The 20,964-nt window shown below is 52.4% G+C and carries 16 protein-coding genes; 9 read left to right on the forward strand and 7 right to left on the reverse strand.

Translation table 11 applies throughout. The features are described from left to right. The first annotated feature begins 708 nt into the window (after positions 1-708). The 3 genes from V0Z78_RS18805 to V0Z78_RS18815 all read left to right on the forward strand — a co-directional run bounded on the left by V0Z78_RS18805 (position 709) and on the right by V0Z78_RS18815 (position 5,054). Positions 709-2,679 carry a CocE/NonD family hydrolase gene (locus V0Z78_RS18805; protein ID WP_336346220.1) on the forward strand — a complete coding sequence of 657 codons (1,971 nt, stop codon included), beginning with the start codon at positions 709-711 and terminating at the stop codon, positions 2,677-2,679. 485 nt (positions 2,680-3,164) lie between these two features. Then, complete coding sequence (locus V0Z78_RS18810; protein ID WP_336346221.1) at positions 3,165-3,965, forward strand: SDR family oxidoreductase; 801 nt, start codon at positions 3,165-3,167, stop codon at positions 3,963-3,965. Positions 3,966-4,286: 321 nt separating this feature from the next. After that, positions 4,287-5,054 carry an enoyl-CoA hydratase/isomerase family protein gene (locus tag V0Z78_RS18815; RefSeq protein ID WP_336346222.1) on the forward strand — a complete coding sequence of 256 codons (768 nt, stop codon included), beginning with the start codon at positions 4,287-4,289 and terminating at the stop codon, positions 5,052-5,054. Between the two features lie 125 nt (positions 5,055-5,179). Here V0Z78_RS18815 and V0Z78_RS18820 read toward each other — a convergent pair whose 3' ends face one another. After that, positions 5,180-6,370 carry a CaiB/BaiF CoA transferase family protein gene (locus tag V0Z78_RS18820; RefSeq protein ID WP_336346223.1) on the reverse strand — a complete coding sequence of 397 codons (1,191 nt, stop codon included), beginning with the start codon at positions 6,368-6,370 and terminating at the stop codon, positions 5,180-5,182. Between the two features lie 157 nt (positions 6,371-6,527). Here V0Z78_RS18820 and V0Z78_RS18825 point away from each other — a divergent pair, with 157 nt between their 5' ends. Further along, positions 6,528-7,664, forward strand: a complete 1,137-nt coding sequence (locus V0Z78_RS18825; RefSeq protein ID WP_336346224.1) for an acyl-CoA dehydrogenase family protein — start codon at positions 6,528-6,530, stop codon at positions 7,662-7,664. Positions 7,665-7,702: 38 nt separating this feature from the next. Here V0Z78_RS18825 and V0Z78_RS18830 read toward each other — a convergent pair whose 3' ends face one another. From V0Z78_RS18830 to V0Z78_RS18850, 5 genes are all read right to left on the reverse strand, one after another. Further along, positions 7,703-8,476, reverse strand: coding sequence for an enoyl-CoA hydratase/isomerase family protein (locus V0Z78_RS18830; RefSeq protein ID WP_336346225.1), 774 nt, complete (start codon positions 8,474-8,476; stop codon positions 7,703-7,705). A gap of 605 nt (positions 8,477-9,081) precedes the next feature. Continuing rightward, positions 9,082-10,293 (reverse strand): CaiB/BaiF CoA transferase family protein, encoded by a 1,212-nt coding sequence (locus V0Z78_RS18835; RefSeq protein ID WP_336346226.1) that lies wholly within the window; start codon positions 10,291-10,293, stop codon positions 9,082-9,084. Between the two features lie 111 nt (positions 10,294-10,404). Further along, positions 10,405-11,244 carry an HpcH/HpaI aldolase/citrate lyase family protein gene (locus V0Z78_RS18840; RefSeq protein WP_336346227.1) on the reverse strand — a complete coding sequence of 280 codons (840 nt, stop codon included), beginning with the start codon at positions 11,242-11,244 and terminating at the stop codon, positions 10,405-10,407. 56 nt (positions 11,245-11,300) lie between these two features. After that, positions 11,301-11,594, reverse strand: a complete 294-nt coding sequence (locus tag V0Z78_RS18845) for a hypothetical protein (protein WP_336346228.1) — start codon at positions 11,592-11,594, stop codon at positions 11,301-11,303. 211 nt (positions 11,595-11,805) lie between these two features. Further along, entirely contained in the window at positions 11,806-13,020 is a 1,215-nt protein-coding gene (locus tag V0Z78_RS18850) for a CaiB/BaiF CoA transferase family protein (protein WP_336346229.1), read from the reverse strand. Between the two features lie 548 nt (positions 13,021-13,568). Between V0Z78_RS18850 and nthB the strand changes: the two genes are divergently transcribed. Genes nthB through V0Z78_RS18865 form a run of 3 tightly spaced genes read left to right on the forward strand, consistent with a single transcriptional unit; the run spans position 13,569 to position 15,254 of the window. Continuing rightward, positions 13,569-14,246, forward strand: coding sequence for a nitrile hydratase subunit beta (nthB, locus tag V0Z78_RS18855; RefSeq protein ID WP_336346230.1), 678 nt, complete (start codon positions 13,569-13,571; stop codon positions 14,244-14,246). Further along, on the forward strand, positions 14,243-14,896 hold the full coding sequence (gene nthA, locus V0Z78_RS18860) for a nitrile hydratase subunit alpha (RefSeq protein ID WP_336346231.1): 654 nt from the start codon (positions 14,243-14,245) through the stop codon (positions 14,894-14,896). The genes nthB and nthA overlap by 4 nt, the downstream gene beginning before the upstream one ends. Continuing rightward, positions 14,889-15,254 carry a nitrile hydratase accessory protein gene (locus V0Z78_RS18865; protein WP_336346232.1) on the forward strand — a complete coding sequence of 122 codons (366 nt, stop codon included), beginning with the start codon at positions 14,889-14,891 and terminating at the stop codon, positions 15,252-15,254. The genes nthA and V0Z78_RS18865 overlap by 8 nt, the downstream gene beginning before the upstream one ends. Before the next feature lie 669 nt (positions 15,255-15,923). On the opposite strand, the gene V0Z78_RS18870 is transcribed toward V0Z78_RS18865, so the two are convergent. After that, positions 15,924-16,838: an aminotransferase class IV gene (locus V0Z78_RS18870; protein ID WP_336346233.1), complete on the reverse strand. Its 915-nt coding sequence runs from the start codon at positions 16,836-16,838 to the stop codon at positions 15,924-15,926. Positions 16,839-17,655: 817 nt separating this feature from the next. On the opposite strand from V0Z78_RS18870, the gene V0Z78_RS18875 reads away from it, so the two are divergent. Together V0Z78_RS18875 and V0Z78_RS18880 are read left to right on the forward strand one after the other, a co-directional pair. After that, positions 17,656-18,885 carry an MFS transporter gene (locus V0Z78_RS18875; protein WP_336346234.1) on the forward strand — a complete coding sequence of 410 codons (1,230 nt, stop codon included), beginning with the start codon at positions 17,656-17,658 and terminating at the stop codon, positions 18,883-18,885. Positions 18,886-19,687: 802 nt separating this feature from the next. Continuing rightward, positions 19,688-20,752, forward strand: a complete 1,065-nt coding sequence (locus V0Z78_RS18880) for a zinc-dependent alcohol dehydrogenase family protein (RefSeq protein ID WP_336346235.1) — start codon at positions 19,688-19,690, stop codon at positions 20,750-20,752. The last annotated feature ends 212 nt before the right edge of the window (positions 20,753-20,964 follow it).

A 20,964-nucleotide genomic window follows, 5' to 3' on the forward strand; every position in this document is an offset into this window, starting at 1 on the left:
CCAGGTGGAGCGAGGAGTTGAAATCATCTCTTTTTGATCGGAAGATTAGATATGAATATTATGTGGGAATGCGGTTTCTCACTATCGGAGAATATGCTAGACACAGAAAGAAAGCGTACGAAGTAGCAATCGAAAAATCCCTGTTTTAGCGAAGGAAACTGGCGAGCGAGCACAGTTTGTGATTGAGAACACGGTCGTGAAATCTACGTCCAGACCAGTATAGGAGATTCGGCGGCAGTCATGACTACCGCCAGGTAGGGCAGACTCGCTACCTCCATTCCAGTGCAGCTAGGAAAACGATCCTAGCGTTTCAGCCGGATTGCAGTGTTGATCAAGTCGTTGAACGGTGTGATTTCCCTGCAGAACCGGGTGCTACGATTTCCGACCGTGCGGTCCTATATTCTGAACTCTAGCCGGTTTGCTCCTCCGATGTCGCATTCAACGACGAAGAGTAAATCAAGGGTCTACGGGCCATTGGTGTTCCGGTTCGGAGACCGGACAACACGATAATCGGTGCAGTCAGTGTCTCAGGCCAGCCCGCAGATTCAAGGGCTCGCGATGTAGGGACGAATTACCTGATATCGTGTTAGGCGTCATGAATAAATCCGAACTCAAAATAAGTTATTCTTAATATCTGGGATTTATACAATAGCGGTGGGGCACAATTAATGGAGAAGAGTTGAATATTGGTCGGCTATAAGGTTAGTTATGCAAGACCTCGGCATAGATCTCGATCCAGAGCTGTCGATACCCGTTGGAGGTGAGACCGTCGCAGCGACCCGTTACAAACCGACAGCATACGATGAACCCTTGCCGCTCATTCTCATTGCCACGCCATACCGGAAAGACGATTGGATTACCTTCGGTGGATGGGACCCCTCGATTCGGTACTTTTGCCATCAAGGATACGAAGTTGTGGTCGCAGATCTCCTCGGAACCGGGGCATCCACTGGCGACTCTCCACCATTCCATCGATCCGAAGGTGACCAGATTGCCACCGTCATCGAGTGGCTAGCTGACTGTGAGTGGACGACAGGTGATATCGGAATGTTCGGACTATCTTACGGCGCCTGGACACAGTACGTTACTGCAGCTGTCAACCCCGAGCCCCTGAAGGCAATTGTCCCCGTGGCCGTATCTCCCTCTGTATATCAGAGTTCCTCGCCTGGCGGGGTGTTCAATCCAATGAAGCGAGCAACGTGGTCGGTGCTGATGCAGACGTTACGGGTACTACCGCCGAGCCGCCGCGATGGTACGGGTCAGTGGTTGGAGGTCTGGAATGAACGACTCAAATCGATTGAGACTACGACCCCCTGGTTGTTTCGCTTTCTCGGACATGAGGCAAAAGACGACTTCTGGGTGTCCCGCGAGGTCAACCCTGACGAGATCACAGTTCCCACGTTCGCCGCTTGCGGATACCGCGACGACCACACTGCGCCAATGGTCGAATTCTTCGACGAGATCGACGCTCCGAAGCGATTGCTGCTCGGTCCTTGGCGGCACCGCATGCCGGAGCAGGGTCGTGAGTGTGCAGTCGACTTTCGCCGTCAAGCAACAGCGTGGTTCGATCATTTCCTTAAAGGGGATCAAAACGATGTCTGCTCCGAGCCAACCGTGGTCTATTGGACCGAACAAGATGGCGGGTGGACGATGGGGGCAGGAGCATGGCGTGGAATTGACCAATGGCCGACGACCCAGGAATCATCGTTGTCGTACGCTGTTACGCCGGACGACCTTCGAAACGCTGACACCTTCACCGAGGGTCGGTTCGAGAAGACCTACGAAATTGACCATACCGTTGGTGTCGAATCTCTTGATCGAGTTGGACGAGTAACAAATCCAGGAGTGCCCACCAACGGGGACGATGCCAGGTCGCTCGTCGTCGAAACAGACCGCATCGAAACTCCACTCGAGTGGACCGGGACCGGGTATGCTACCCTCGCCGTTCGGCCGACAATCACACCGCTGATTCTCGCCGTCCGTATAGCCGACGTCGACTACGGCGGAGCGGCTCGACTGGTTTCGGCCGGCAGTCTTCATGCAAGCCAGAGGACCGATACCGGCGAACCTCTCCAGCCTGGGATCGTATCTCCAATACAGATCCCACTGAAACCGAAATCGCATGTCTTCGAGCGAGGACATAAGATCTGTATGGCCATCAGTGGTGCGTACTTCCCTCGAGCACTGCCGCTACGCACCAGCGGTCAATTCGATATCGTCTCGACACCGGAACTACCTACGGAGATCGTCTTTCCCGGCCAAATACACTCTGAAGCCGTTCAGTTTGACAATTGCATCACTACTGCGCCGCCAGACACTACCGTCCCGACGAGATCTCCGTTCAAAACTACAATCGACTCACAGTGGGCCGTTGACCGGAATCATTCGACGAATTCGGCGACACTGCGAATGGTAACGGCATCCATTATCGATCTCCCACACGGTAGCGAATTACACACTCAACAGCGTGTCGAGGCAGGTGTTGCGAGCGATGACCCGAAGACGGCTGCTGTTAAGATAGACGTCGCAGCAGAACTCAAATACGACACTGAGACGTGGAGCGTTTCAACGACATCGCGAGTCACCAGAGGTCTCGCAACTCTTACAACAACGGTTACAGTTGACGGCGAGCCGACGTTCAAACGGACATGGCGCCGTCTCGATCCTATGCAGAAATAGTGGTTTCAGTCCTAGGGACGGAACGGCAGTCTCGACACGCGACACCCTACTCGTGTTAAAGTTAGTATGATGCTGCCAGACAATGAAGGTTGGAACCACAAGTCTGCCGTTGTCGGCATGGCTGTCCGTCTGTGATACTGGAAAGTCCACCGTGTTCCCTTAAAACATCAACATTCCAACTTCCAGGGTTGAATTTTTGTAGCTAGTTATGAATAACGATATACCGTCGGTCGACACTTAACCTCTTAAAATAATGTCTTGTATTTAGTAAATATCATCCAGACAAGAGAACTGAAGACCAACTTCGATCCGCTGTTGGGTAGCCGTTCTTCCTCAATGTCCCCTAAATCCATTCAGTCGATACTGGTGTTCTGGTGATTGATTTCGGCCATAGGTATTCAGAACATCGGTCAACTCACTCTCGACGTAGCATCACTAGAGATCTCTATGCATACATTTATTGCTCCGAACAGCAACGGCGGCGTATGGACTATAATATCGCAGGCCAACGAGTGATTGTAACCGCCGCGAGCAAAGGACTTGGACGGGCGGTTGCCCAGGAGTTCGTTGACCAGGGTGCGACCGTTGTTATCAATTCGCGAAGCGAGGAAAACCTTGAAGCGGCCAGAGAACACATTGAAGCGAACGTCGACGGTGATGGATCGGTACTCATCGTCCCTGGTGACCTCTCGGATCCGGAGGTGGTAATTGAGGTGTTCGACGCTGCTATCGATAAGCTCGGAGGACTCGATACGCTTGTAACCAACCATGGCGGGACAACCCGTCGAAGTTTCGAGAAGATGACCACTGAACTACTTGATGAGACGTACGAATCGGTTATCAAATCGACGTTTCTGATGGTAAAAAAGGCGCTTCCGGCGTTGAAAGAGAGTGACGGAGGTAGCATCACTCACATCGTCTCGACATCTGCCCGAGAACCGCCTCGTAATCATATCCCGTCGAACATCCTTCGATTGGGCATCTACGGTCTCTCTAAGAGCGTCTCGAATGAGTACGGAGAGTACGGTGTCCGGTCCAATTGTGTTGGCCCGCGCATGGTGATGACCGACCGGATCGCCAGCATCTTTGAGGATGACGCCAAGCGACAGGGAATCTCAGTCGAAGAAGCGAAATCCCAACACGTCGACTCACTGCCGCTCAGCCGAGTAGGCGATCCACAGGAGTTTGCCGAAGCGGTCGCATTCCTGTCGTCGGACGCCGCCAGCTTCATCACTGGTACGTCGCTCGCTATTGATGGTGGCTGGACGAACGGCGCGATTCTCTGACAGCGCTTTAGGTATTGGCTGAGCCCGTTCCACGTTAGTTGTGGCCGTCTATAAGCGAACAGTATCTCCCATTCGTTGAGGGCGACATACGATACTAAGGGTAAGAGACGACCTATTGAAGTAGTGAAATTCCGGATGACTGCCTCGAAAGACCGAATAGCCGTCGCAGGAGAGAAGCTCGTGCTCATACGGGCAATATCGAAGTACAGTCTCTGAGTATGAGCCTGTATTGGGTTCGTTTTCCCACTTGAGAACGAGGCTAATCTCCCAACTGCCGGTAAGAAAGAACTAATAAGTTACTTCGTGAACTGGTATCACACAATGAGTGGCTCTATCGAAACACACATAGAGGGAGGCATCTGCACGATGACCCTCAAAAATGAGGGAAAACGAAACGCGATTAGCTATCCGATGATGGACACAGCGATCGACGAAATCAATGAACTAGAAGCAATGGACGATGATTACGTACTCGTCATTACGGGTGCAGGAGATAAAGCGTTTAGTGCTGGGTTTGACCTCTCGCAGGATCGCGATTCCGAGAAGGAAAAATGGTGGAAAGATCTTAATGAGGCCATAGAATCATACGAATATCCAACTATTGCGAGAATAAATGGGGATACTTACGGTGGGGCAATTGAATTAGTATGCGCCTGTGACATCCGTATCGGGGTGAAAAACGCCCGGTTTGGCATCACTCCTGCAAAGATCGGTATCGTCTACAGCCCCGAAGCCATCACACGCGTCATCCGACTTGTTGGCACAGCGAAGGCCAAAGAGCTGTTATTCACTGGAAACGCAATTAAGGGGGAACACGCATATGATATTGGATTGTTAAATCACGTTGTCAGATCCGAAGACCTCGATGAAAAAGCGTACGATCTGGCCGGTACGATTGCGAGCAATGCTCCAATATCGTTGAAGAGCATGAAACAAATCATTTCCGCGATCAATGACACGAGCTCACTCTCGCGAACAGAGCGAGAGTGGGGTCGATCGATGCGAACTAAAGCCTTTGAAAGCAGAGACCACCAGGAAGGCGTTGAAGCATTCTCAGAGAATCGTCAACCCGAGTTCGAAGGACACTGATCCATCGTCACCGGCGGACCGCCGGTGACGTGCTGTCTGCCGTCTCTCTCAGGTGAGCAATAGTACCCCGACCTGTCCTCGGGATCAGTCTATCTTTGACATGTCCTTTTTGGATTCGCCTTCTGTTACTCGACGATGTCCTCGTTGCGTAATTTCTTGATTTCTTCGGACTTGAGACCGAGACGTGTCTCAAGTATGTCTTCTGTGTGTTCGCCAAGTGTCGGTGACCCATGATCGAGCCGTGGTTCGCTATCCGAGAAATGAAGTGGGTGCCCATGCATTAACACGTCTCCAGCATGTTCGTGCTGGTACTCGATAACATAGTCGAGTGCCCGTGCCTGTGGGTGGTCGACGACATCACTAACCTCGTTGAGGGGCCCGTTCGGAAAGTCGTATTTATCAAAGATTTCTTTCCATTCTTCAGTGGTCTTCTCTTTTAAGACTGGATGTATCTCAGCAGCAATCCTCATGTAGTTTTTTTGCCGTTTACTTGGGGTGTCATACTCAAGTAACGACTCTTTGCCGATGATTTCGGTAGCGAAGGTTTTCCAACCCTCCTCGCCGCCGGCAGGCCAGAAGGCAATATAGCCGTCTTTGGTCTCAGCTACCTCGTATGGGACGGTAGTCTGGTGTCGTCGGCCGTATGGTGACGGGTTCTCACCTGTCATTCCGTAAATCGTGAGATACTCTTCAAGAAACGAGACGATGGTCCCAAAGAGATTCGTTGAGAAACGCTGGCCCTCTCCTGTTCGTTCCCGTGCGTATAAGGCGGTCAGAATCCCGATGACTGCGTAGAGGCCCGCGCCGATATCGCCGATTGCCTGTCCAACCTTCACCGGTGGCCCCCCCTCCGGGCCGGTCACACTCATGATGCCTGCTTCCGCCTGCATCACCAGATCGACTCCCTTCTTATCAGAGAGGGGTCCTTTCTCTCCATACCCTTTTATCGAGGCGTACACTAGCTCCGGATTCTCAGCAGAGAGCGCGTCATACCCTAATCCAAGCTTTTCCATTGATCCCGGGCTAAAGTTCTCGACAACGACATCAGCGTCACGAGCGAGTTCTCTGGCAATGTCTCGCCCTCGCTCGGATTTCAAATCTATTGCAATACTCTCTTTGTTGCGATTTCGGGCAATATGTTCTGCGCTGAACCCTTCCTGTTTCGGATCCGTTGTTCGTTCAAGTGCACCAATTCCTGGTCGTTCGACCTTGATGACTTCCGCACCGAGTTCGCCAAGTATCTGCGTCGACCACGGACCAGCGCGAATCTGGCTGAAGTCAACGACTGTAATATCGTCTAGTGGAGCGGCACTCATACAAACTACCGTAGCTATGCACCGACTTGATTGTTGTGTTAGACACTCCCATGGTATCAAAAGGAATCCAACAGGGCAAACACTGTCCCCCAGGCGGATCGGCATGTACTTGTTTTCAAGACCCTACCTATTTGTCCTCAGATGCTGTAAGTGCTTTATGGGTGTCAGAAGTCTAAACGAAGAACAGGAGAAAATCGTAGACGTTGCAGCGCAGATCTGCGACGAGCAATTTGCCGAGACGGCATTCACCTGGGGCGGCAAAACTCCATGGGAGAACCTGGAGACTCTCTCAGAACGTGGATTCTATTGTCTAGCTATTCCCGAAAAATACGGCGGTGGGGGGATGTCTATCTTCGAAGATACGCTTCTGATAGAGGAGGTTGCATCGGTCTGTCCAGATACTGGGTGGCAAGTACTCGTTACCACGATTGCTCCGCACAGCGTCGTCCAGTTCGGTAGCGAGGAGGCAAAAGAACGGTATCTCCCGCCAATCTGCAGTGGTGAAAGACAGATGTCGATTGGTATTAGCGAACCAGAAGCGGGAAGCGATGCAATGAATATGAAGACAACCCTCGAAAACGACGGCGATGAATACCTCTTGACAGGAGAAAAAACCTGGGTGGGCGGCGTCGGTGATTCGAACGCTGCGGTTATCTGGTCAAAGATGCCGGACGGGAACATCGGTTCAGTCATTATGGATTTTGATGCCAACGGCGTTGATCTCATTACAGAATACGAAAACATGGCTGGATACACCCAGACGCACTTTAGCATGGATCGTGTTCGTATACCTGAGGAGAACATCCTCATCACGAATCAGACAGAATGGAAAGATCAACTTCAGCGGCTTAACTGGGAGCGCGTCACCATTGCGATGTGGACTAATGCCCTCGCTCGTTGTGCTATCGAACACGCACTGGAGTACGCACAGACTCGCGAACAATTTGGGCAAAAAATCGGGGAATTTCAGGGAATGCGGTGGAAGTTTGCTGACATGGTTAAAGAGTATGAGGTCGGACGGAGCCTTATCTATCAAATTGCAGCGACCGCCGCTGAGAACGACGATGTTCCCGACCGACTCAAATCGAGCATTGCGAAGCTATACGCGGCTGAAACGACCGAGCGAATCGTCAGTGAATCACTCCAGGTCTTCGGGGCTAAGGGCTACCAGAAGGGACATCCACTCGAATATCTATATCGATATAACCGGTCACGCCGTATCGGTCACGGCACAGACGAAATAATGAAGAACGGGATCGCGGACCAGCTGTTCAAGCACGGCCTCCCGAAGTAGCTGATTGACATACCGCTGTTTCGAATAGACTTTTAGTATTATTTACCCTTGAATTCTGGTTCGCGATCCTCCAGGAAGGCTTGGGCACCTTCCTTCTGATCTTGGGTCCCGAAGAGGATGCCTCCGGCAACGCGGTCAATGCCGAGTCCAGCCTCCATATTCAGCCCACGGTGCATGCTCTCCTTAGCGAGCGAGAGTGCGAGTGGGGGATGTTTTGCAAGCTTTTTCGCGAATGCGTACACCTCCTCTTCGAACTCCTCTGGCTCATAGATCCTATTCGCCAGACCAATCCGTTCAGCTTCTTCGGCATCAATGATGTCGCCAGTGTACACTAGTTCCTTCGCTTTTCCGAGGCCGACGATTCTAATGAGTCGCTGACCGCCGCCGCCGGTAGGGTATAACCCGACCCGGGATTCAGTTAATCCAAACTTTGCGTCCGTCGAGGCGAGGCGGATATCACAGGCGGTTGCAATCTCGGTCCCGCCGCCGAGTGCATATCCGTCAACTGCGGCGATAGTCGGCTTCGATATTCGCTCGACAAACGTGTACAGACCTTCTGCATACTTTTGGACGTATTTGAGCCCTTCCACCATATCAAGCTGGCTGTAGAACTCAAGATCCCCACCAGCACTGAACGCCGAGCCAGCACCGCGCAGCACGACAGCGCGAACATCCTCACGCTCTTCTGCCTCCTTGAATGCTTCCCGTATCGCATCACGGGTCGGTTCATCCATCGCGTTTCGTTTCTCCGGTCGGTTAATCGTAATCGTCGCCACCGCATCTTCTACATCGAACAAGACTAGTTCGCTCATGCATCTTCTCATACTCTGTAAGGGGTCTTAATCTCGAGGCTTGATGACAATTGACGATGCGAATCCAGTTCCATCTTCTCTTGTGGGAGCTATCGGTGACGGTTCTTAATTTCTCCATGTTGACTGATTCTCAGTCCAGTAAGACTAATAACAGTTCAGGGATCAGTTATCTAACGGGAGAAACTCATTGTTTGAGCAGCATCCGGCCGCACTTCATCAGATGTGCTTATTGATACGACCTGGTAGGTTCCCGAGAAATCTGTTGATTCGAATGCGCCCGGGTTGCGTGGCAGTACGACAATGGGTAAGCCCAACTCGTCTTTGAAGATAGGTTTGACGAGTCTTGACTTGTGTACAATAATCAGTTCGTCGAGTAGTTCAAGAATCGTGATAGAGACTGGAATGGGTTATTGAGGACGATGACAGATTCGTAGACTCTGTCAGCAGTTTTAGCAATGATGAGTTCTTCGCGGAAGGGTTACTCATACGTTCATTAATAGTAACTACATTGATATTAACTTTCCCGATGCTGATTGAAGTCGTAGCGAATGAGTTCGTGATTCTGACTTCTATATCCTCGTCAAAGGGATGATCTGAGTTGTATCTTATATCACCCCCTCATCCCGTAACCGATCATACTCCTCCGTTGAGAGGTTGAGTTCGTTAAGGAACACGTCCTTATTGTGATGCCCCTGAGGCATGCCGGCGTGAACGGCCTCCCCGGGCGTTTTCGAGAGTTTCGGCACTGGACTAGGAGTTTGGAGTGTGCCAAACGTCTCATCGTCCATCTCAACGATGTTGTCCCGTTCATTAAACTGTTCATCCTCGTAAATATCGGCGATGTCGTACACCGGGCCAACAATGGCGTCGTGTGCACGCATTGTTTCGAGTACCTCATCGGTCGAGCGCTCTCTGGTCCACGCCTCGATGATTTCGTCGAGTAGGTCCGCGTTCTCAACTCGTCGGTCGTTCGTTCGGAACCGTTCGTCCTCTATCAAATCCGTCCGATCAATTGCCTGGACAACGTTCTCGTAAATCGCTTGTGAAGATGCTGACAGTGTTATCCACCCGTCAGTTGTCTCGTAGATTCCCCTCGGTGCGGCACTGGGGTGATGATTTCCGGTTCGCTCTGGGACCCTCTCAAGTCGGTCATAGGTCTCAACGTCGGCAGCAAATAACCGGAACAGCGGTTCGTAGAGACTGATGTCGACTACTTGACCGTCTCCGTCAGTATGATCGGGCCTGAGGTGCTGTTCGTACAGAGCAAACATCGCGCCGTGAACGGCGAATAGTCCTGCGGTTAGGTCTGCGAGGCTAATGGGTGGCAGGAGTGGTTCTCGATCTGGAAATCCGTTGACGTGTGCCCAGCCAGAGAATCCTTCGGCGATCGTGCCAAATCCAGGGTGATCCGACAGAGGGCCGGTCTGGCCGAAACCGGAGACACGAACGAGGATGACTGAGGCATTCACTTCCTGTAGCTGCTCCGGCCCGAGTCCCCACCGTTCCATCGTCCCTGGGCGGAAGTTCTCAAAGACTAGGTCTGCATCTTCGACGAGCTTCAACGCTATCTTTTTTCCATCTTCAGTGCTCAGGTCCAGCGTAATGCATCGCTTGTTTCGGCCGATCGATTTCCACCATAACGACTCTTCTTCGTCGAATGGTGGCCACGATCGGAGTGGATCAGGATATTTCGGATGCTCTATTGTCACGACGTCTGCGCCGAAGTCCGCAAGCTGCATCGTCGCAAAACCACCAGCAATCATCCCAGAAAAATCAATCACACGAAGGCCCTCTAACGGCTGATGTGCTGACTGCATAGGTGACTATGCCTTGGGAGGCTACATAAAAATTCGTGAGGTACCATCTCTGGGATTGTTCTAATAGGTCTCGTCTGTCGGGGGCACGCTTGCAGCGACAGATCATACTCACTACTCAACCGATTCCCCCGCTCGGTGCAATATCTCCTCTGCCCGGGAGAGGATTGGCGCATCGATCATCTGACCATTCAACTCGAAGACGCCCTTGCCACCGGCTTCACTCCTCGCCGAGAGGACTTCTCTCGCCCACGTGATGTCCGTGTCCGACGGAGTGAAGACATCATTGAGCACTGATAGTTGCACAGGATGAATAGCGACCTTTCCGTCGAATCCGAAATTGAGTGCTTGTCTCGCATCGGTCCGAAGGCCCTCCAAATTCTCGATATCTGTATACACCGTGTCAATAGTAGCGATGGCAGCGGCGGCTCCCGCGACGGCGACTCGGCTTCGAGCGTAGGAGAGATAATTCGTGTCTTCGAGCTTGATAATTCCCATGTCCGCGGTGAAATCCTCCGCACCAAAGATGATGCCTGTCAGTTGTGGGTGGGTGGCTATCTCTTCGACAGCGGTCAACCCCGCTGCCGTCTCTATGATCGCGATGATTTCCGAGTTGAGGCCCATCTCGTCAAGTTCATTCGCGGCGTCCTGTATATCTCCAATCGAATCCACCATCGGTACAACGATATTCTCGGGAGCAGTTTCGGCGGTTGCGAGTGAACTGATGTCCTCTTGACCACCCACTTCGAGCGGGTTTATGCGGACCCAGACCCGCGGTCGTGCATTACTATTCTCGGTTAATACCGTCGAAACTGCCTTTCTTGCCTCGTCCTTAGCGGTTAGGGCGACTGCGTCTTCCAGATCGAGGATTAAGACGTCGGCGTCACTCTCAAGTGATTTCCGCATCATCGTGATCTCGTCACCGGGCGTGAATAGCACTGATCGAGTAGGCATAGTGCCACAGGGACACACCAAAGCAAAAAACTTCGTATGGATCATATACCAGTTGGCTAAAGCCGCTGAACTAGGATGGTCATCGCTTCGGACAACACGGCGAGATCAAAAAACGGCTCGTTGAAGAAGCCCTGGTCGGCCAGCGCACCGACCATGACTGGGCTAGCCGCACCGATACCAAATGAGATCGTTCGCAGCAGTCCGAACCCAGCCCCCTGTGTGACATTAGGGAGAATGACGAGCAGATATGACTGTGTGATCGTCGCGAATCCGAGCGTGGCACTTGAAAGGACGATAATAGCTACCACGGACCAGGGTACATCGGTCAGCGGTAGACAGACCATCGACATGGTTAAGTCTCCTATAATGACCGTCAGTGATTTTCGAATACCGAACTAATCATATACGCCGCCCGATAGCGGCTGTACCACATCAATTACTCTAATCAGGACTTTTGAACACCAATTGATCTTAAACGCCCAAATACCAGCTTCAAATCGGGCTATCTACTCTCCGCACTCGACTAAGAAGTGCTAGTCTGCGTGTCCAACCCCTTCCGTGCTACTGACACTCCTTCCGTTGTCCGAGCGCACCGCTCTCCCAGAGCTCGTCGAGTTCAGAGCGAGTGTACCCATACTGCCTGAGTATCTTTTCAGTATGTTCGCCTACTCGTGGAGGCGCGCGTTTGTGTATTGGACGTATGGATTCAGTAGAGATAGGGGTGAGCAGTGACTTGAACTCCGTATTACCGTCGCTGGTCTGTGACTTCGCTATGAGACCTGTCGCTTCCAAGTGGGGGTCGTCGACTAAGCTAGATGGATTGTTTACAGGCGCTGCTGGAATCCCTGTATCAATGAGTTGTAGTACCAATTCATCTCGGTCCCACCTGCGTACCTCGGAGGCAATCGTCTTCGACAGTTCTTCTTTGTGTTCGAGCCGCAATGCTGCGGTCTCATAGTTAGGATTCGCCAGCAGATCTTCGCGACCGAGTATTGTACAGAGATCAACCCACTGGCCTTCGCTCACAATACCAATGAACGCCCATCGGTCGCATTCGAATTGGTAGGCATCGTAAACCGCCTGTGAAGGATGTGACGCACCGAGGGGTGGGTGGTCCGCTCCCACGAACTGGGTATACGCAATCCAGTAATTCATCCAGTGTGAGAGTGACTCAAAGATCCCTGCCGTAATCTTCTGTCCCTCGCCTGTGGCTTTCCGATGACGCAACGCCAGCAGAATACCGACGATCCCATACAGTGCACAACTGAAGTCGCCAATAGAGGTTCCTGCCCGTAGCGGTTTCTCTCCTTCCTGACCCGTCATCTGCATGAATCCAGACATTGCCTCTCCGACTACGTCCATTCCCGCTCTATCTCCGTATGGGCCGTCATAGAAGCCCTTAATCGACAGATAGATGAGTCCTGGATTGACGGCCGAGAGCGACGCGTACCCCACATTGAGATGTTCGGCTGCACCAGGACGGAGGTTCTCAATGACGATGTCCGCGTCTTCAACCAGTTCTGTGTAGATTTCTTGTCCACGGTCGGCTTGCAGATTAATAGTAATCGATCGCTTGTTCCGGTTGAGTGACTGGAACATCGCGTTGCCAACATTTCCTGCGTGTCGAATCCGATCTCCGTCGCCCGGACGTTCAACCTTGATGACCTCGGCACCGAGGTCAGCCAAGACAGCTGTAGCCATTGGACCGGAAACGATCTGTCCGAGTTCAATGACGGTGATATCAGAGAGTGGTTGTCGCTCACCTTGTGCTGACATACTATCATTCCTCATCCAGGTCACATAAATCTACGGTCATATAGAATAAACGACAGCGGAGCTATGGCTCTAAGTCTTCGTGATATGGTAAAATTTGGCTTTGTTGAAGCTCCATTGTTTATTATTAATTGGTCTGAAATATATTGAGTAGATCTGCAAACCTAACGCTGTTACTTCTATCAGTCCTCAGTAATTTTGAGTGGATTCATGCTGAATAGAAGGCGCGTATTGGTCACGAAGCCACGGAGCAAGACCCAGACTCTTGGACAGAATATTTCGGGATGTCACCTATCGCCGCATCAATGGCTTCGACTCCTTCCGCTTCACCTACATTGCCCTTTCACTCGAATACCGATCGGGATGGTCAGGACCGAGCGCCGCCCGCAATGTAGGCCGGGAAGCGAGTCCGCTAGTTGTCCGGAGCTTTTACTCGACGGGATCGACGCGGGGCGGCCACTGGCCTGAAATCCGTCTCGACGGGTCGTCTGAAGATGTATTCTTTCCCCGTCGACGACAGACTTTTTATTCGGAACCTTATACTTCAACCGATGAACGGCGTCCACGACATGGGCGGGATGCACGGTTTCGGTGCCATTGCCACTGACGATACGGCACAGTTTCACGCCGATTGGGAGCGTCTCGTCTTCTCCATGGATAAGGCTGTCAAGGCACAGGAGATCATCAATATCGACCAGAAGCGCCACGCGATTGAGCGGATGGGGCAGGCAGAGTACCTGCGCTCGACGTACTTCGAGCGCTGGATGGCGGCCATCGAGATCATGCTCGCTGAGGAGGGATACCTAACCCCGGACGAGCTCGAAACCCGCCTTGAGGAGGTTCTCGTAGCGGAGGATCCAATGAACGTGGTCCCGAACCGGACGGACCCGGACCTTGCCGCGAGGATTCGGGAGGCTTTCGAATCCGAGGCGTCGTTCGACCGCGATCCAACGGAACCCGCCTACGAGGAGGGTGAGACCGTCCGAGTGCGGAACACCCATCCCGAGGGACACACCCGGTGTCCGCGCTACGCCCGCCGCGCAGTGGGTGAGATAGAAACGGTCCACGGAACGTTCATCTACCCAGACACCAACGCTCACGGTGAGGAACGCGCCGAACCGCTGTATACGGTCGGCTTCGACGCCGCCGAACTCTGGAGTATCGACGCCGAGACTCCCAACGACACCGTCCACATCGATCTCTGGGAACCCTATCTGGAGGAACCATGACCCACGATCACAACCACGAACATGACAAGGCATCCCCCAAGGATCCACGACCGCGCGCTCGCGCGCTCCAGTCGCTACTCGTCGAAAAGGGACTACTTTCGACCGACGCGGTGGACACAGCAATCAGCGCTTACGAGGAGGACATTGGACCGCTCAACGGTGCGCAGGTCGTCGCCAGCGCCTGGGAGGATCCCGCCTTCAAGCAGCGTCTGCTGGAGGACGCCAACGAGGCGCTCAAGAAGTTCGACTTCGACGTCGGGATCCAGCACATTGAGGTGGTGGAGAACACCGAGGACGTCCACAACACGGTCGTCTGTACGCTCTGTTCGTGTTACCCGTGGTCGCTTCTGGGCCTGCCGCCGACGTGGTACAAGTCTCCGGAGTACCGCTCGCGGATGGTCCGGGAACCGCGGGCCGTGCTTTCGGAGTTTGGAGTCGACCTCGACAAGGACACAGCGGTGAAGGTCTGGGACTCCAGTTCGGAGATCCGATACATGGTGCTTCCCCGACGGCCATCCGGAACGGGAGGCATGAGCGAGGAGGAACTCGCCGACATCGTCTCCCGGGACGCGATGATCGGCGTCACACGGGTGACGCCCCCGGGTGCAGACGAGGAAACGACAGACGAGGTGGTCCAGACAGATGACTGAGCGGAACCGGTTGCTGTCGGACCTGTTCGATTCTAAAGACCGCGACGGTCCGGTCTTCGACGCTCCCTGGCAGGCGCGGGCATTCGGAATCGTCGTCGCGCTTCACGATGAGGGCGACGGCTTTGACTGGATGGAGTTTCAGGGGCGGCTCGTAGATGAGGTCGCGGCCGCCGACCCCGACATGGCCCCGGAAGGCGCCCTTGAGGAGGCCTACTACGAGCAGTGGCTCGCCGCCTTCGAGTGCCTGCTGGTCGAGGAGGGCCTCCTCTCGCCCGAAGAGATAGAGGCCCGCGCCGCCGAGTTTGCACGAGAAGAACGCACAGCTGAGGAGTTCGTCGACGGCGAGCGCGTACACTGAACGGCCGGGAGCTCCATTTCTAGGGGGGTGCCTCTGTCCGGACGCTTTCGAACGCTTCCTGTACCCTTAGTCCCCCTCCTATCGATTGGCCTATCTCAGGGGAGAGTCGTCACTCTCGAGGTGGGCGCCCACACCGCGTTTCGAGAGTGATTATCGAATAGGGTTCTTACCGAACTGCGTGCAGAGCATAAATCAGATATCATAATAGCTTGAAGATGGAAAAGTAACGTACTACTTTGGGAGATATGTTCTCTGTATTCAGCACGCTGTTTTTTGACAGCTATTGGGGAGATCGATTGCCGCTCCATTAACTGCTTGACCTGTACGTACCGTTGAAGGTGTCAAATATGTTATCAAGTAATAATTTCAATCTTTGCTGAAATCTTGCTTGACTAATGCGGTCCACGATGTAGCGTTGCAAGACCCAACCATGGAGCAGTCACAAACCGATGGTATATTAGAAAGGTCGGCTCTGTTGAAACCCTCTTCACGTCTTGCGATTTCGTATAGCAAGTGAATTCCACAGCTCTGGTCGTGAACACCACGTAGAACCTCTCTCCCGAATGTCAATGGTAAAGGGCTTCAACAAGGCCGAAAGGTCCGTCCCTACAGTAGTCGCGTTTAGACAGCCGAAAGCCGACGGAGCAGACGTGATTCAGTCGGTAGAAATCATTCCGAGAGATCCAGTTCTTCGAACTCATTTGTTCGCATGTATTCGAAGAAGTCGTCAGCGAGTTCAATGAGGCGCTCACTGGGCGACCTCTGGAGTAGCTGACCGCTCAGTTCGGTTATATGTGTTATGAATCTCGACGAACATAGGATAAGATCGCTGGATGTATAGAGGTCGTATGGTGTTAGCGTCGTCACCTCGACCTCAATTCCAAGTGCCCTTGCTCGTTCGAGCAACACTTCACGGGTGATGCCTGCTAGCGTGTACGTCGTTGGCGGCGTTTTGAAAACGCCGTCCTCGTCAAAGAGCAGTACATTAGCGATATGGGCCTCAGCCACGTGTCCATGTTCATCGAGCAGGATTGCGTGGTCCGCTTCCGTTCCGACGAGTTCCCGTTCTGCGAGCACGTTGTTGACGTAGCTAGTGCTTTTCATCCGGGGGTCGATTGTCTGTGGCCGTATTGCGGTTGTGGACACAATTCGCGCCTTCCCGGTCGTCACCTCATCATAACTGAACGTGTTGGCAGACAATTGTTGTGGTATGACGAAGATGATAGGTCCCATGACTGCATTTGTGTTGGCAATTCCTTGCGGCCCGACGCCTCGCGAGACGATGATCCGGACAACGCCGTATTCCATGGCGCTGGCTTCGAGCGTCTCGACGAGTCTATCAGACAGCGTCTCCTTCGATAACGGAATCTCGATCTTCATTGCTTTCATCGATCGGAAGAGACGGTCAATGTGGCGATCGATGACGAGTACCTTTCCATCTGACACTGGAATCGACTCAAAGACCCCATCGCTGTAGAGGAAGTTCCTGTCGAGAAGCGAAACAGTCGCTTTCTCGGCAGGAATTAATTCACCATCGATGTTCACATATGTCCCTGCAGCCGTATCGGGAATATCCCAGTCCATTGTACTCCGAACGCAAGAGAGGGACTTAATTATTGGTAGGCAGATAGTAGTAGTGTTAAAATACACTCGATTTCGTGCATTAGATGGTTGAGACCCCTATCTGGACGGTGAGACGAATCATCAAATCAGGCATCGCTTACGAAGATCCGATCCGCTATCTCATTAAGAGAGGGCGGGAGGTTATTAGGCTAATCTCGCGCTAACCAGCTATATAGCGCATTACATTCACGGACAATCTCAGTTATGCTGCTTGAGTTATTAGAAGTGCTTAGCGAAGACTAGTAGTGAATCACTGAGAAATGGGCCAGAATCATAACTAATTCTGTGAAGGTGTAGTATTTTCTGAATATTTGTTTCTTAGTTTCTTGTCAATGCGAGAGTTCTAGCAATCCGATTTTGGTCTACTCGTAACTACCCAATAATACAGTACATCTAATAATATTGAGTGTCTAAATAGAAAATCAATACAAATCTATCTGTAAATAAGTAGTTTTACTAGTTTTTCATTTTGAGGACTCCTGATGATGGTCTTTTTGGCGCTCTTCAAGAAGTTGGACGCAGTGTTGTTCGCATTCATGCAGGCGTTGATATGCGTTAGAGCTCATCAAACTGTTTCCAAGAAACTAGAAGCCTACAATCTGCTTTACCTCGTCTTCAATTGCTGTTAGAGCACGCTTAGTCTGCTGGAAGTGGTTCTCTTCGCCATCAAGTACTGGCGTGGATTTACTGTAGCGAACACCTGATTTATGTGTCGCGCGATCAAGTCCCGAAACTTCATAGCCTCAGGCAGTCAACTCCGACAGAAGGAGAACATTACGTGCGCCATTTTTCGTTTCTCAAACGTGAAGCACGAAGTCTCTGGAGCGACGGCCGCGGACCTATATTACTCGCTATCGCCGCCGGATGGTTCCTCTCAATCGGCACTAGAATGATCTATCCGATATTACTTCCACAGCTTCGGACCGCTTACGAACTCGACCTCACAGCTGCAGGGCTTCTGCTGACCGTGTTATTCGTTGCCTACGGACTTGGACAATTTCCCGGTGGCATCCTTTCCGACCGTTTCGGTGAGAGATTACTCCTGATCCTGAGTACTGCCATCTCCGTGTTGACACTTATTTTGATCGTGACTGCACGGTCGACACTAATCCTCTTTCTAGTGACTGCGCTGTTTGGCGCGGGTGTCGCCCTGTATGCGGTTGCTCGGTACACCATCCTTGTCGATCTCTATCCAGAGCAGGTTGGGGCCGCAAACGGCGTCACGTCGGCGGCTGCTGACGCCGGACAGTCGCTTCTTCCCCCAGTCGCTGGATTAATCGTCGGCGTCTTCGCCTGGCAGTTTGGCTTCGGATTCGCCATTCCACTGTTTGTCATCGCAGCGATTGGGCTCTGGTTGGTCGTCCCGTCGAAGCCACCCGATCCTCCAACACACGAAACATCAATGCTTGAGACAGCGGAAGATGTCCTCTTGGGACTGCGTGGCTTACCAGTCGTCTATGGGACAGGGACGCTCCTGCTCGGAGTCTCGATCTGGCAGGCGGTTACGGGGTTTTATCCGACCTACCTGATAGAGGTGAAAGCGCTATCAGGAACACTCGCCAGTGTATTGTTCGGCCTATTTTTTGCGTTGGGCGTCGTCATTCAACCTGTATCGGGTGCTGCCTATGATCGTATCGGGATCAGCTGGTCACTCCTGTTCGTAATGGGTATCTCCGGTATCGGGCTCATGCTCCTACCATTGCTTGAGGGGTTTTGGCCACTTGTGGGCGTCACGATCCTCCTGAGCACGCTGCTTGGGTTCGCCCCGGTCACCCAGTCACACCTCATTCTGGCGCTCCCTGAGAATATTCAGGGAACGGGGCTTGGTATTCTCCGGACAGTCTCGTTCACGACCGGTGCGGCCAGCCCAGTCTTCGTCGGCGCCGCGGCCGATCGAGGATACTTCGATGAAGCCTTTTGGGCGCTCGCCGTTCTGGCAGGCTTGACGGTCATTCTCGGTATGATAACGCCAGAAGCTAATGATGATGTACATCATTCCTCGAACTGACCGGATGGTGATCAGCGTATTTTGCTCAGTGAGACACTGAATTACATGCAGTTCAGCTGAATGGTTAGCTTAGTATGAATGAAACGAAATAAATGATTACGCACCAGTTGTCAGATGTGGCATACTTAGAAATGACTGAGGTGCTCAGACGCTAACCGCCGCAAGAGCGGGCCAATCCTCCAACACGATGTCGTCTCAATTTCCCGAACTCGGTTGTTCATCCGATACCGTTACACTTAGATTCATTCCTTGAGCGTCGATTGGCGGCTCTACCCAAGGGCCCTGCATGAAAGGCCACTCTCCGACAACGATTGTCCAGGAAGAGTACCCCCCACTGCTATTCATCTTCTCGAAACATGAAAATGTGGTCTGGATCGTACTGTGTACGATAAAGTGATTTCCACCGTCTGAGGCCTTGAACAGTCTCTACTGGGTCTCGCTGCATTTCTCTGTTACAGATTGTGATCTCTTCGATAATCGGTGTGTGAGGATCGAACGCTATCCCAACGTATTTGCTAATGATTCTGATGAGACGCTCTCTGCCTATGCGATAGCCCAAGAGGGGACTCTCTCCTGTCCGAACAATCCTTCAGATTGCCCAAGACGGTGAATAGGATTACGAGTATCGGAGCTTCGTTGATCATATTGTGTATCCTACGGCCGCGGATACAGATGTTGCGCCGATCAAATTACCAGAATCGGATCCCATTAATAGTAGAGCGGCCAAATGTACCGTCTGATATACATCCATTTTCAGCGTGCAAAAGGTACTTATGGATATTTAGCGTGCTACTCTCTTACAATGCGCGCAGCTGTCCTCAAAGAGTACCAGGAACCGCTGGCGATTCAGGATGTCGACGCTCCCGACCTGGATGCCGAGGGAGCAATCGTGGAGATAGAGGCGTGTGGAATCTGCCGCAGCGACTGGCACGGATGGCAAGGTGACTGGGATTGGCTCGGTATTCAGCCACCAATTGGCCAGATCCTCGGCCATGAACCCGCGGGCAAAGTAGTCGAAGTCGGCAACAACGTCGAAAATGTTATCGAAGGTGATCGTGTCACGGTCCCGTTTAATATTGGTGACGGAAGCTGTCACCAATGTCGTACCGGGCACGGAAACACGTGTGCGAATGTGAGACCGCTGGGCTTCGCTGAATCCGTTCCAGGCGCATTCGCTGAACAACTCCACGTTCCAGCAGCCGATCATAACGCCGTCCGGTTACCCGAAGGCGTCTCTTCAATCGATATGGCTGGACTTGGATGCCGGTTCATGACCTCATTCCACGCGCTCGCTCACCAAGCAGATCTTGAGGGGGGTGACTGGGTTGCCGTCCATGGCTGCGGTGGTGTCGGTCTCTCTGCCGTCCACATTGCCGACGCTCTCGGAGCAAACGTCATTGCGGTTGACCTACACGACGAGAAACTACAAAAAGCAACGGAGCTGGGTGCAGTCGAGACCATCAACGCAACCGAGGCCGACGACACTCCCAAGGCAGTCAAGGCGGTCGCTGGTGGTGGCGTCGACATCTCGGTCGATGCACTTGGCATCGAAAGCACATGTCGTAACTCCGTGATGAGCCTCGCCACTCGTGGCCAACACCTTCAGGTCGGCTTGAGTACTCAGGACGAAGAAGGCATGGTGGCCCTACCGACAGACCTGATGGTGATGAAAGAGATCGAGTTTATCGGATCACTCGGTATGCCTCCAACCCGCTATGAGGAGATTTTCCGAATGGTCGATACCGGCAAACTCGATCCGGGTGCCGTAGTTTCGGAGACGGTGACGCTCGCTGATGTCTCCAATAAACTCGCGTCGATGAGTGACTTTGAAACGATGGGTATTCCTGTTATCAATGAGTTCGCCTGATTTATTAGATTGATTGAGACATATTCAATTCAAATATCACACATTCTATGACAATCAAGACTGCTGTAGCTACTACCGCTGTGATCAGTGTAAAATCTACATATTGTATCTATCAGTCTCTTTTTGATGACTGCTGGAGAAGGCGGTGAGAAGGATGCGAGAAACAGAGCGTCTATTCAGCAAAAGAGTAAGCAAGAGTGGAAACCACAGGA

It is taken from the genome of Halalkalicoccus sp. CG83 (assembly GCF_037081715.1).
GTDB lineage: Archaea > Halobacteriota > Halobacteria > Halobacteriales > Halalkalicoccaceae > Halalkalicoccus > Halalkalicoccus ordinarius.

Excerpts from the sequence above, each read along its gene's own strand:
- V0Z78_RS18865 (WP_336346232.1), top strand. The coding sequence starts at position 14,889 with ATGACTGAGCGGAACCGGTTGCTGTCGGACCTGTTCGATTCTAAAGAC.
- V0Z78_RS18835 (WP_336346226.1), bottom strand. The coding sequence starts at position 10,293 with ATGCAGTCAGCACATCAGCCGTTAGAGGGCCTTCGTGTGATTGATTTT.
- V0Z78_RS18870 (WP_336346233.1), bottom strand. The coding sequence starts at position 16,838 with ATGGACTGGGATATTCCCGATACGGCTGCAGGGACATATGTGAACATC.
- V0Z78_RS18850 (WP_336346229.1), bottom strand. The coding sequence starts at position 13,020 with ATGTCAGCACAAGGTGAGCGACAACCACTCTCTGATATCACCGTCATT.
- V0Z78_RS18880 (WP_336346235.1), top strand. The coding sequence starts at position 19,688 with ATGCGCGCAGCTGTCCTCAAAGAGTACCAGGAACCGCTGGCGATTCAG.
- V0Z78_RS18840 (WP_336346227.1), bottom strand. The coding sequence starts at position 11,244 with ATGCCTACTCGATCAGTGCTATTCACGCCCGGTGACGAGATCACGATG.
- V0Z78_RS18825 (WP_336346224.1), top strand. The coding sequence starts at position 6,528 with ATGGGTGTCAGAAGTCTAAACGAAGAACAGGAGAAAATCGTAGACGTT.
- V0Z78_RS18815 (WP_336346222.1), top strand. The coding sequence starts at position 4,287 with ATGAGTGGCTCTATCGAAACACACATAGAGGGAGGCATCTGCACGATG.
- V0Z78_RS18845 (WP_336346228.1), bottom strand. The coding sequence starts at position 11,594 with ATGTCGATGGTCTGTCTACCGCTGACCGATGTACCCTGGTCCGTGGTA.
- V0Z78_RS18830 (WP_336346225.1), bottom strand. The coding sequence starts at position 8,476 with ATGAGCGAACTAGTCTTGTTCGATGTAGAAGATGCGGTGGCGACGATT.
- nthB (WP_336346230.1), top strand. The coding sequence starts at position 13,569 with ATGAACGGCGTCCACGACATGGGCGGGATGCACGGTTTCGGTGCCATT.
- V0Z78_RS18805 (WP_336346220.1), top strand. The coding sequence starts at position 709 with ATGCAAGACCTCGGCATAGATCTCGATCCAGAGCTGTCGATACCCGTT.
- V0Z78_RS18810 (WP_336346221.1), top strand. The coding sequence starts at position 3,165 with ATGGACTATAATATCGCAGGCCAACGAGTGATTGTAACCGCCGCGAGC.
- nthA (WP_336346231.1), top strand. The coding sequence starts at position 14,243 with ATGACCCACGATCACAACCACGAACATGACAAGGCATCCCCCAAGGAT.
- V0Z78_RS18820 (WP_336346223.1), bottom strand. The coding sequence starts at position 6,370 with ATGAGTGCCGCTCCACTAGACGATATTACAGTCGTTGACTTCAGCCAG.